8 protein-coding genes and 2 pseudogenes are annotated in these 11,324 nt (G+C 68.3%); 3 read left to right on the plus strand and 7 right to left on the minus strand.

The annotated features are described in order from the left end of the window. Positions 1-542: 542 nt before the first annotated feature. The 3 genes from EST92_RS27920 to EST92_RS27935 all read left to right on the plus strand — a co-directional run bounded on the left by EST92_RS27920 (position 543) and on the right by EST92_RS27935 (position 5,598). The gene (locus EST92_RS27920) at positions 543-1,061 is read left to right on the plus strand and encodes a ricin-type beta-trefoil lectin domain protein (RefSeq protein WP_254069060.1); all 519 of its coding nucleotides are present in this window, start codon (positions 543-545) and stop codon (positions 1,059-1,061) included. A gap of 531 nt (positions 1,062-1,592) precedes the next feature. After that, the gene (gene lanKC / locus EST92_RS27930; RefSeq protein ID WP_129283517.1) at positions 1,593-4,154 is read left to right on the plus strand and encodes a class III lanthionine synthetase LanKC; all 2,562 of its coding nucleotides are present in this window, start codon (positions 1,593-1,595) and stop codon (positions 4,152-4,154) included. Between the two features lie 193 nt (positions 4,155-4,347). Next, complete coding sequence (locus tag EST92_RS27935) at positions 4,348-5,598, plus strand: MFS transporter (RefSeq protein WP_161981784.1); 1,251 nt, start codon at positions 4,348-4,350, stop codon at positions 5,596-5,598. A 97-nt stretch (positions 5,599-5,695) separates the two neighbouring features. On the opposite strand, the pseudogene EST92_RS32450 reads toward EST92_RS27935, so the two are convergent. The 7 genes and pseudogenes from EST92_RS32450 to EST92_RS27970 form a co-directional block, all read right to left on the minus strand. Beyond that, positions 5,696-5,935 (minus strand): annotated as a pseudogene (locus EST92_RS32450) (Helicase associated domain protein); the annotation flags it as partial. Between the two features lie 37 nt (positions 5,936-5,972). Continuing rightward, positions 5,973-6,178: pseudogene (locus EST92_RS27945) on the minus strand (CBS domain-containing protein); the annotation flags it as partial. 53 nt (positions 6,179-6,231) lie between these two features. Beyond that, positions 6,232-8,055, minus strand: coding sequence for an ABC transporter ATP-binding protein (locus EST92_RS27950; protein ID WP_129283519.1), 1,824 nt, complete (start codon positions 8,053-8,055; stop codon positions 6,232-6,234). After that, positions 8,052-8,486: a lasso peptide biosynthesis B2 protein gene (locus EST92_RS27955; protein ID WP_129283520.1), complete on the minus strand. Its 435-nt coding sequence runs from the start codon at positions 8,484-8,486 to the stop codon at positions 8,052-8,054. The genes EST92_RS27950 and EST92_RS27955 overlap by 4 nt, the downstream gene beginning before the upstream one ends. Further along, positions 8,483-8,737 (minus strand): lasso peptide biosynthesis PqqD family chaperone, encoded by a 255-nt coding sequence (locus tag EST92_RS27960; RefSeq protein WP_129283521.1) that lies wholly within the window; start codon positions 8,735-8,737, stop codon positions 8,483-8,485. The genes EST92_RS27955 and EST92_RS27960 overlap by 4 nt, the downstream gene beginning before the upstream one ends. Positions 8,738-8,766: 29 nt before the next feature. Further along, the gene (locus tag EST92_RS27965; RefSeq protein WP_129283522.1) at positions 8,767-10,623 is read right to left on the minus strand and encodes a lasso peptide isopeptide bond-forming cyclase; all 1,857 of its coding nucleotides are present in this window, start codon (positions 10,621-10,623) and stop codon (positions 8,767-8,769) included. A 26-nt stretch (positions 10,624-10,649) separates the two neighbouring features. After that, complete coding sequence (locus EST92_RS27970) at positions 10,650-10,760, minus strand: keywimysin-related RiPP (protein ID WP_107050258.1); 111 nt, start codon at positions 10,758-10,760, stop codon at positions 10,650-10,652. Between the last annotated feature and the right edge of the window lie 564 nt (positions 10,761-11,324).

Consider the following 11,324-nt stretch of genomic DNA (forward strand, 5'->3'; position numbering starts at 1 on the left):
CCCTTCATAGTCCCACAGTACCCCCGCCCCAACCCCGGCCCCGGATCCCCGAATTAATGGCCGGAACCGACTGTCATGCTGGGGCCTGCCACGACTTATCTTGTTCTCAAGGTCCTGCCTGCGCGGTGGACCACGGGGTCTGTCGAACTCCGGGTCGCAGTACAGCTTGTGCGTGGTGTCTTCGCGCTGGTGGGCCCGTGTGAGCACGCTTGAGGCATCGATTGCTCTCAGTGAGGAGGCGTCGAGAACGCCGTACGCCTCCGCCAGGAGGCGGCCTCGCAGCCAAGGCCGCGAGGTGACCGTGGCTCAGGCGCAGCGGCATGCTTCACGTACGGCGCAGAGACGGATGCCGGGGACGAGGGCACCGAAGTCCTCCAACAGAAGGCTGTCCGCGCAAAGAGCCAAGCCGAAAGGGGGAGAGCCACATGGCCGGTTCGCTTCCCTCTGTACCGGCTTGGTGCCCGGCTGTTTAACGTGGGCCGCCCGCGTGGGCCCCGGCTACTGCTCAGGTTAGATCTCGTCTATCCCGATAGGAGTCGACCGTGAACATCAGCATGCTGCTCCAGGGCCGCGTAGCCCGTGCCGCGGCCATCGCCTCGGCGACGCTCGCGCTCACCGTGTCTGGCAACGCCGCCGGCGCCACCACGTCGTCCAAGCTCCAGCACCACGGGAGGCTCTCCAACGGGACTGTCTACGCCTACGCCCTGCAGAATCAGAACACCGGCCGCTGCGTGGACGACAGTTTCGCCTATGGGTTGCGCGCGTTCGGCTGCAACGGCCTCAACTACCAGAGATTCAACTACTATTCGCAGCCCGATGGCAGTTGGGTCCTGCAGAATCAGAACACCGGCCGCTGCGTGGACGACAGTTTCGCTTATGGGTTGCGCGCGTTCGGCTGCAATGGCCTCAACTACCAGAAATGGCGGATCATCTACCAGTCTGACGGTAGCGCGAGTTACCAGAACGAGAACACCGGCCGTGTCATCGACGACAGCTCCGCTTACGGGTTGCGTGCGTTCGGCTACAACGGCCTCTCCTACCAGCGGTTCTACTTCCGGTAGCCCCGCCGTTCCACCCGAGTCTGGGCAGTTTCAGCCACGCGGTGTTCACTGCTGTCGTGGAAGGACTGCGCGACCGGGGGTGTCATGTACTCGCGCACGACCTCTACGTCGAGGGGTTCGCCCTGTGGTGACCGCCGACGAGACGGGGACGGTCCGGTCGGCCACTCCCGCCCGCGACCCCGAGTTCATCAGTCGGTGGGAACATACCTCTCTCCAGGTCTGTGATCTGCGGCGATGTCATGGGATCGCGTCTGCTCACGAGGCGTCAGAGTGGGTCGCTGGTAGGGCCTTTGCTGAGGCATATCCATGCGGCGAACACGGGGCAAATTGGGCTAGACCGGATGGCGAGGAGCATGATCGTCATGCCTATTGCCTGCGCGTTGACGCAGGGGGTGAGTGGGTGGGTTGTCTTGGTTGGTCCTCGGGGGAACCGCGGGGCCTACTCAGGTTGGAATCGTAGTTGCCGTGGGTGATGACGTTCCTTGGTCCCTGCGGTACACCGTGGGACGAGGTACGTACAGGGGGCGGGAAATGGATGAGCAGAGTTACTGGGCCTACTGCCTGGCAGACGACACCTTCTTCGAGACACCGGACCGGATAGACGACGCTGGCAACCGGTTCGTGCTGGCGAACCGTTCGGTTCCCGGCGGCTGGCAGCGTGATGAATGGGACATGTGGGTCGGTCTCCACGCGCCCCACGCCGCCGCCCCCTCCCAGGGATGGAAGATCCACGTTTCGGTGACCTTGGCGGAAACACCGCAGTGTCTCGACGCCGTCTGGGATTACTGCGTGGCGCACGCGATGAGTTTCAAGTTCCTGCGCAGCCGGGACGCGGTTTTGCTGGCCAACGCGAAATACGCGACGCGGGGCGCCAGCGGCAAACTCGCGACGCTGTACCCGCGCGACGAGGTGCAACTCGCCCACGCGCTGGAGACGCTCGGCGACCAGTTCGGCGGTATGACCGGTCCGTACATCCTGGGTGATCTGCGCATCGGCGCTGGTCCGCTCTACGTGCGTTACGGGGCGTTCACTGATATGTGGTGCCAGGGCGACGACGACCGACCGGTACTGGCCATCAAGGATCCGCACGGAAATCTCGTCCCTGATCGCCGGGCACCGGTTTTCACCATGCCGGAATGGGTCCGGGTGCCGGAGGTATTGGAGCCCCATCTGGAAGCTCTGCGCTCGGGTGGCGACGCGGCACTTCCTTACGAGGTGGAAAGGGCGCTTCACTTCTCCAACGCCGGGGGCATCTACCTCGCCAGGGATCGGTCAGGTACACAGGTGGTGCTCCGGGAGGCGCGGCCGCACGCCGGCGTCGACCGGCACGAGCGGGACGCGGTGGCCCGGCTGGGCCTGGCGCGGACCGCGCTGCTCAGGCTCGCCGGGCTCGACTGCGTGCCTCGGTTCCTCGATTACCTCGTGGTGCAGGACCACCACTTCATTGTCGAAGAGTACGTGGACGGTATGACATTGCTGGAGGCCATCCAAAGTCACCGGCCCATGGTGCATCCGGCACCGACTGACGCGCAGATCGCCGAATACCGGAACTGGGCCGTCGAAGTGCTGGATCGAGTGACGCGGGCGCTGATGGCCGTGCACGCCCGCGGAGTCGGTTTCGGGGACCTGCATCCGCGGAACGTCCTGATCCGGCCGGACGGCCGGATCGCGTTCGTGGATTTCGAGTTCGCCACCGATCTGGGTGACGAGGCGCCGCAGGACGTGGCGGTGCCGGGGTTCACCGCCCCGGCCGACGCGACCGGCGCAGCGGTGGATCTCCACTCCCTGAGCTGTCTTCGGCTCTACCTGTTCACGATGTCCAACCAGCTGATCGATCTGGACCGGCGCAAGGTTACGACGCTGGTCAGGCAGGCCTGCGAGACCGAGGGAATGCCCGCCGAGCTGGGCACCGAGCTGATGCGAACGCTGCTCCCCGAAGGCACGGAGCTCGGGCGGGACGAGGCCGCCGAGTTCTTCATGACGGAACACCCCTCTTGGCCCCGGATCCGGGATTCCCTGGTCGCGGGCATCCACGCCAGCGCCACGCCGGACCGCCCGGATCGGCTGTTCCCTGGCGGGCCCGCCCAGTTCCGCACCGGCGGTGCCGGGATCGCGCACGGCGCCGCGGGAGTGCTCTTCGCACTCCACCAGGTCGGCGCCGCCGTACCGGAGGACTACATCGCCTGGCTGGTCCGCGCTGCCCGGGAATCACCCGGACGGCCGCCTCATGGGCTCTACACCGGCACCCACGGCGTCGCCTCGGTGCTCGACACGCTCGGCAGACACGACGAGGCACTGGAGATGCTGAAGTCGGCCCGGCAGTTCGACCACCTGCGGTCTTCGACGAACCTCTACGCTGGGACGGCCGGCCGGGCGCTCAACCTACTGCACTTCGCGCACGTCACCGGTGACGACGAATTACGTGCGGCAGCCTTGCGTGCCGGCGAAGACGCAGCCGACGTGCTGACGGGGCGGACGAATTGGACAGGTGACCAAGGCTTGTTGCGCGGGCCCGCCGGAATGGCGGTGCTCTTCCTGCGGCTGCACGAGGAGACCGGTGCCTCCCGCTATCTGGATCTCGCCCACCGGGCGCTGCGCGCCGACCTCGATCGGGGCGAACTGCTTCCGGACGGCACCTTCCAGCTCCGGGACGGCCACCGCTATCTGTTCTACCTCGACGGTGGCAGCGGGGGGGTCGGGCTCGTCGTCCGGGAGTACCTGCGGCGACGCGACGATCCCGAGCTGCAGCGGATCCTGGCCGGTATCCGACGGGGTTTTTCGGTGCCATTCGTCTACCAGCCCGGCATGTTCAGCGGACGCGCGGGCATCATCGCGATGATCGCGCAACTCGGCATCGAAGAGGACGGTCCCGCGCTGCGGGAACACGTGCGACGGCTCGGCTGGCACGCCCTGGACCGCGGCGGAAACCTGGTGTTCCCCGGCGAGCAGCTGCAGCGCGTCTCCATGGACCTGGCGATGGGCTCGGCAGGCATCCTGCTGGCCCTGCACGCGGTGTACGAGGGTACGGCGGCGTTTCTGCCGCTCCTCGACCTGCGGTCGCCGACAGCCCAGCTAGACAAGCGAGGGAGGTGAAAACAATGACGTCCATTCTGGAATTGCAGAACCTTGCTGTGATCGACGCGGTCGACAGCCGGAGCTGCTTCAGCTTCGAGTCCCCTAGCAAGACCCTCTTCCGGTTCTGAGTTGTATGGGAACGGCGCGGTTTGTCACTGCCGGGTGCAGCCGACAAACCGCGTTGCCCTGCCGCGGTCGAGGAGGCATCGGCGTGGACGGCACGAAGAGCGGCCTTCCGCTGCGGAAGAACCGTGATTTCCGGCTGCTGTGGTGCGGCGGGCTGCTGGCGAATCTAGGTTCCCGGATGTGGACACTCGCCTTGCCGCTGCTGGTCCTTCGGGAAACGGGCTCCCCGGCCGAGGCCGGGCTGGTCGGTTCGGTCGCCGGCATCACCCTGGTCGCCGCGGTCATCCCGGCCGGCGCGGTCGCGGATGCCGTCGAGCGCCGACGGCTGATGCTCGGCTGTGAGCTCGCCGGGGTGGCGGTGTCCCTCACGCTGGCCATGTCGGTTCTGGCCGGGAATCCGATGCTGTGGCTGATGCTGTCGGCCGTCGCAGTGGTTTCGGTCCAGGGCCTGGTGTATCTCCCGGCGGCCAACGCGCTGCTGCGTGCGGTCGTCCCCGCCGGCCAGGTCGGCCCCGCCCTGTCCCGGTTGCAGGCACGGGAGGCCGGAGCCGCGGTTGCCGGCCCGCTGCTGGGCGGTCTGCTGTTCGGGGTTTCACCGGCGGTGCCGTTCGCTGCCGCGGCAGGCGGTCTGCTCGTGTCGTTCTCGTGCCTGCTGGCGATTCGGGCACGGTCGGCACCCGGCCGGACAGAACGCCCGCTCACTCCGCGGCACATGGTGGCCGGATTGCGCTTCGTGTGGCGTCAGCGCTACGTGCGAACCGTCCTGGTCGTGTTCGGCGGTGGGCTCAACGCCGCGTTCGGCGCAGTCATGCTGGTGGCGCTCACCACGGGTGCCCGGACGGACCCCAGCGGACGTTCCAGCGGAGCGCTTGTCGCGCTGGCCGCCGTCGGCTCGCTCGTCGGTGCTCTGCTCGCGCCACGCCTTCGCGCGTTCGAGCACACCCGGTCCGCGGTGACCCTCTGCTGCTGGACAGCGGGCGTCATCGTCCCACTGCTCGCGACGGTCACCGCGCCGCTGCTGATCGGCGCTTTGCTGGCCGTAGTCCTGTGCGTCACGGCAGTGGGCAATGTCGCCTTCAGCACCGAGCTGCTCCAGCTCACCCCCGAGAAGCTCACAGGCCGGGTGAGCTCCGCCACGAACTTGATCTCCATGGCCGCTCAGCCGATCGGTCCGCTGGCCGGCGGCCTCGTGGCCGACCGGTTCGGGCACGCGATCGCCTTCCTCGTGTTCGGCGCCGTGATCGTCATCGGTGCCGTCGTCCTGACAGCTTCGTTGCGGCACCACACCCCAGGTTCGACAGTTGGTGGGCAGACGGGGGCAGAATCTGCAGCATGACCTGCGGTGATGGGCGTGAAGAGGGCCCGGGGCCGTTGCAGCCCCGGGCAAATGCGATCGCGATCGGTCAGCGCTGGCCGGTGGCCGGTGCGGTGCATCAGGCCCAGTCCACTCTGAGTTCCGTGAGTGCTGCCCGCTGCTCGGTGGTGAGTTTGGCGCGGCGTTGCTTGGTGTTGGAGATTCATACGCCTAGTTTCACGAGCACCGGTTACGCCTCGCCGCCGCCCTCACCGGCAACGGTGATCTGTTCGCTGTGGCCGCGCGGCACCGGTGGGTCACCTTCCCGCTCCACCCACTGCGCAAGAGCCGCAAGGCCACCAGCCCACGCCCGCCGAGCCGGCTCCGCCACCCGGGCGGAGCCGACAGGTGTGTCTGTCGGAAGAGAGGGCTTCGAGGAGGTCGCCGACCTGGGGGTTGGCAGGACGCGGGCAACGTCGGCGAGGGCGACCATACCGACCAGGCGGTGGCCATCGATGACGGGCAGGCGGCGGACCTTGTGGCGGGCCATGGTGGCGAAGATTTCGTCGGCGCTGTCGTCGGCTCCGAAGGTGACCGCCTCGCCCTGGGCGAGTTCCCCTGCGTCGTGTCCGTGTCCGGTTCACAGCGGGTGGCGTGGGTGGGGGCGCCCGGTCGTCACGGGGAGGTCTGGGCGTTGGCTGGGTGGAGCATCTGTCCGGCGGCCAGTTCGCGGTAGGTGGGGCTGCTGGTGAGTAGTTCCTGGTGACGTCCTTGGGCGGTGGTGCGGCCGTTGTTCAGTACGACGATCTGGTCGGCGTGCTGGACGGTGGACAGCCGGTGTGCGATGACCAGGACGGCGCATTCTCGGGCGACGTCCTTCATCACCGTGGTGAGCGCGGTCTCATTGATGGTGTCGAGGTGGGAGGTGGGCTCGTCGAGTAGGAGGATCGAGGGGCGGGCGAGCAGGGCGCGGGCCAGGGCGACCCGTTGGCGCTCTCCCGCTGACAGGGTGCCGCCGCGTTCGCCGAGCATTTCCGACAAGCCGTCCGGCAGCCGCCGCACGACGCCTTCCAGCTGGGCGAGCTCGACGACGTGTTGTACTTCTGCCTGGGTGGCGTCGGGCGTGGCGTAGGTGATGTTGTCCCAGAGGGTGCCGTGGACGACGTATGCGTTCTGGTCGGCGACGGCGATGCGTCCGCGGCATGCGGTGCGGCTCAGTTCGGTGGCGGGCAGGCCGTCGAAGAGCAGGGTCCCGGAGTCCGGTTCGTGGAATCTGGCGATGAGGGCGAAGATCGTGCTTTTTCCGGCACCCGACAGGCCGACCAGGGCTGTCTGCTGCCGGTAGGGGACAGTGAACGAGACGCCGCGCAGTACCGGCCGGTCCGGGTTGTAGCTGAAGGTGAGATTGCGCAGGGCGAGGGCGGGTTCCTGGTACGGGATGGTCTGCCGGGCTGCCTGACGCGTGTATGCCCGGAGGGCCGGGGTCTGCTGGGAGGGCTCGGCCGGCAGGGAAAGTGCCTGTTCGATGCGCTGGTAGGCGCCCATGCCGCGCTGGATCAGGCCGGCTGCGCGGAAGACCGAGGACAGTGGGAGGACCAGGTAGGAGGCGTACAGGAGGAAGGCGACCAGGTCGCCGAGGGAGTTGGCGTGGCCGTTGACCCGCAGGCCGCCGATGACCAGGACGATCAGGAAGGAGCCCTGGACGGCGAGTTCGACCGCGGGGCTCATCAGGGAGGCGAGTTTCGCGGTCCGTACGCCGGCGCGGTAGGCCGCCTCGACGCGTTCTCCGATGCGGGCCGCTTCACGGTCCTCGGCTCGGTGCACGCGGACCATCGGCAGGGCGCCGAGGGCGCGTTCGAGGTCGGCGGCGATAGCGCCGACGGTGGTCTGCATGCGTTCGGAGGCGGCCCGGATGCCCTTGAGGAGCGAGGCGACGATCACAGCGGCGCTAGCTACGGTGAGGGTGACCAGGAGGAGCAGCAGCGGGTCGATCCACATCATGAGGGTGATCGCTCCCGCGGCGACGAGGGCGCCGGTGACCAGGTCGACAAGGGCCTGGGAGACCACTTCTCTGAGCAGGGTGGTGTCGGTGGTGACCCGGGAGATCAGGTCGCCGCTGCGGTGGCGGTCGTACTCTCTCATCTCCAGCCGGAGGAGCCGCGCCACCAGGCTGTGGCGCAGTCCTCGTACGATGCTTTCGCCCATGCGCTCCAGGACGAAGCGGCCCACCGCGCTGGTCGCAGCTTCGGTGACGAACAGTACGGCCAGGAGCAGCAGCAGTGGCCACAGCGCCTGTCCGCGTCCGCTTGCGTCCACTGCCTGTTTGGCGACGAGCGGCTGGGCGAGCCCGAGGGCGGAGCCGACGAGGGTGAGTGCGGTGGCGACGGTGATTGAGGCCCGGTGGCCGCTGGTGAGCCGGTACATGGTGGCGACTGCGGCCCGGGTGGAGCGGTCGCCCCCGGCCGTCGGCTGTGCCTGGTCCACGGCGGTGTCGGTCATCGGCCTAACCGGCTCGCGGGAGCGACCGTGATGAGCCGGGTGAAGTAGTCGTCGGGTACGCCCTCGTCCACGGGGCGTCCGTCTACTTCGATCCAGGCGTGTGCCGTGAACGGCGGTACCACGCGTACCCCGGTGCACCAAGTCGGCCAGGTCCCTGCCAGGCGGCACAGCAGCGCGGCTCCCAGAGACCGGGGTAGGCAGCCTTTCGGGCCGGCGCAGCGCAGGCTCACTGCGCACATCGCGTCGCGCGCCTGCTTTGCCTGTGCGGCGGTGGCCGGCGTGGCTTGGCGGCATGCGAGGTGGAGCACGGCGCGGATCCGGCGGGGCGGCAGGAGGGCGATGACGAGGGCGGGGAGCAGCACGAGTCGGGCGGCCAGGCGTCGCACGAGGGGCACGCCGGTGGGCCGCTGCAGGGCGCTGGGGGTTGTCATTGGGCCAGCCCCGAGGTCCGCAGCTGCTGTACGAGGGTGTCGACGTCCTGCTTCGCCTGGACGAGGTCGATGTCGAACTCGCCGGCGAGCGCGGCGACCGCGGCGGCTTCGTCGCCGCCCGCCATCAGCGTGTTGACCACCAGGGTGCCGGTGGGATTCAGCTCCCAGTAGTCCCCGGCGTGTTCGTCCAGGAGGACGGTGCCGTAGTCGGTCTCGGCAGTGGAGATGTCGGCACGGAACTTTAATGCCATGTGTGTGCCCGTTCTACTGGGAGTCGTGGTCATGAGGAGGTGGGGGCTGTGGGCTCGGTGGTGCGGTGGAGGCCGCGCAGCCACACTTCGGCGGCGATGGTCGAGTAGAGGATCGCGTCGCGCAGTGCGGGTGTGGCCGGCCGCTGGGCGAGCCGGCGCAGGGCTGCGCCGTCGATGAGGCCGAGCTGTTCCAGCCGGGAGTCCTTCCACAGTGCCAGCAGATCGGCGCGGTGTTCGCGCAGTCCGTTGGATGCGTCCATGGAAGCGGCGGCCTTGTTGGTGCGCCGCAGGCACGCCTCGGGCACGATCCCGCTCATGGCGGCGGTCAGGAGGGGTTTGTACTGCCAGGGCGTGACGCGCTCGCTCGGGCGCACCGCCAGGCATGCCTGGATGACGCGGTCGTCGAGGAACGGCGAGGCCATCGGTACGCCGGCCCGGGCGGCCATCCGGTCCCACTGACGGATGATGCGGGTGCAGGAAAGGATCTGTTCGAGGTCGGTGTGCAGACCGCGGTCCGGGTGAAGGGGGACCGCCTTCGCGGCGGCTTCGCGCAGGGCACGTTGGGCCATGCGTTCGGTGTCGGGGGTGACCCAGTCGAAGAGGCGAGGGGGCATGCCCCAGCCGAGGCTGGTCGCGACGGTCTCGGGCAGGGGGTCTCGCAGACTCCTGCTGGAGTCGGCGAGCCACTTCCCGTACGGCCGCGAGTCGGCCAGCGCGCGTGCGGTGGAGCCAAGCGGCCACTGCCACAGGGCCTTGAAGCCGCGCAGTTGGCGCAGCGCGAACAGCGGGCGGGTGCGCAGCAGCCGGTGGTAGTACGCCTCGGAGCACCAGGCCACGTGGTCGCCGCCGATGCCGGTCAGGTGCAGCCGGCTGCCGCGCTCGGCCATGGCGGGCAGGTGGTGCAGGACCCTTGATCGGTCCATGACGCCGATGGTCGGTTCGTCCAGCAGGTCATCGATGCCGAGCAGGTCTGTGTAGACGAGCGGCGAGGTATCGGCGTCCCAGACCACGTGGTCGATGTCCGGCATCGAGCGGGCGGCCTGTTCGGCCCAGTACAGGTCGGTGTCGGCGGGGTCGCGCCCCGGCCAGGTGCTGGCCACTACCCGGGCCGGTGAGCGGCCGGCCAGGAAGCAGATGGAGGTGGAATCCAGGCCGCCGGACAGGTCGCAGCTGACCACGCCGCCCTGACGGGTGCGGGCATCGACCGCCGCGACCAGGGCTTCGCGGACCAGCGGCGCGCCGTCGGCGAGCGTGCGTACCGGTTCCGGCGGCATCCACCAGCGCGAGTGGCGTGCTGTCCGACCATCCGGCGAGATGATCAGCGCGTCCTGCGGGGCCACGGTGGTAATCCCTCGCCACATGGATACCTCGGCGAGCGGATGAGGAACGGGCCACAGCAGCCGGACGGCCAGTTGCTCCTCGTCCAGCTCGGCGCCGAGCGCGGCGGCGAGTACATCGGCGCGGGTGGCAGCCACCTGCACCCCGCCGACGGGCGCATGGAAGACCAGCCGGAGCCCGGAGGCAGTGCCCTGCACCCTGAGCCGTCCGCCGAGCGTGGCGACGAGATGGAAGCTCCCTGGAAGGGAGCGGGTCAGTGCGTCGAGTTCGTCGAGATCCCGCAGCCTCCCGGCTTGGCGCTCGAGCTCTGCGGCGTCGATCGGACAGCAGCCGATGACGGCGAGGGCCGCGTGACCGGCGCGCGCGGTGACGATCTCCTCATCGTGCCACTGCCCCACCAGCCAGGGCCGGCCCGAAGCATGCTCCAGGATTCGCGTTGCGGGGCGGGCGAAGGAGCGGGCCACGGCGGCCGCGTCCTCCCGGTCGGTAAAGACCGTGAAGTGCGCGTCGCCGGGACCCGTCCCCGCACTCTCGTGCAGTTCAGTCATGACGTCGAGTCAGAAACCGTCGCCCGTCAGTTCTTGCTCAGGATCAGACGGTCGTTGCCAGAGCTCTGCAAGAGCCCGGTCTTCTTCCGGAACGTCCCCAGCCGGACCAGCGTCGGCGCCTCATAAGCCTTCTTCATGACTTCTCCTCACCTACAGGTGTCACGACCGCCCCTCCTGGATGGCTCCGAACCGGAGACCGGCTCCCAGTCATCCTGCCCAGCCTCATCGGGAGCCCGGACGAGGAAGCGGGGCACGCAATAGCTATGTGCATAAGGGGAGGCCGTGACAAGACCAACGGCGAAAATAAGATCATACGCAAAGCCCTCAAGCGGTCAGACAACTGTACGACTCGCCAGGTTCGTCAAAAAATGAGACGTCAGGCCATCGGGACGCACGCAAGGACGGAAAAACCCTTCGACCTGCGCATCGAGAACCACACGGCGGGTGCGGGGAAGAGAGCGCGCCGAAGGAAACCGGACGGAGCCGCCCGGGGCGCAATCCAATCTCACCGCCGACCTTCCTTCCGCTTCGTCTGCCCGAATGGCTGAATGCTGCGCCGACCTCCGATGCCTCGCAGGCGGTCCGAGGTGGCCCCTGTCAATGGCCACGACTTGGCCCCCGGTGTGTGCGACTGAGGTTGATCGTTTACCCCTGGGTCGTGGGCTGTGTCTTCTGCTTGAGGCGTTCGTAAGGGGTCTGGC

The sequence above is a fragment of the Streptomyces sp. TM32 genome, from assembly GCF_004122755.1.
GTDB lineage: Bacteria > Actinomycetota > Actinomycetes > Streptomycetales > Streptomycetaceae > Streptomyces > Streptomyces sioyaensis.

Coding starts and splice junctions, on each gene's coding strand:
- lanKC (WP_129283517.1), top strand. CDS start 1,593: ATGGATGAGCAGAGTTACTGGGCCTACTGCCTGGCAGACGACACCTTC.
- EST92_RS27950 (WP_129283519.1), bottom strand. CDS start 8,055: ATGACCGACACCGCCGTGGACCAGGCACAGCCGACGGCCGGGGGCGAC.
- EST92_RS27955 (WP_129283520.1), bottom strand. CDS start 8,486: ATGACAACCCCCAGCGCCCTGCAGCGGCCCACCGGCGTGCCCCTCGTG.
- EST92_RS27960 (WP_129283521.1), bottom strand. CDS start 8,737: ATGGCATTAAAGTTCCGTGCCGACATCTCCACTGCCGAGACCGACTAC.
- EST92_RS27965 (WP_129283522.1), bottom strand. CDS start 10,623: ATGACTGAACTGCACGAGAGTGCGGGGACGGGTCCCGGCGACGCGCAC.
- EST92_RS27970 (WP_107050258.1), bottom strand. CDS start 10,760: ATGAAGAAGGCTTATGAGGCGCCGACGCTGGTCCGGCTGGGGACGTTC.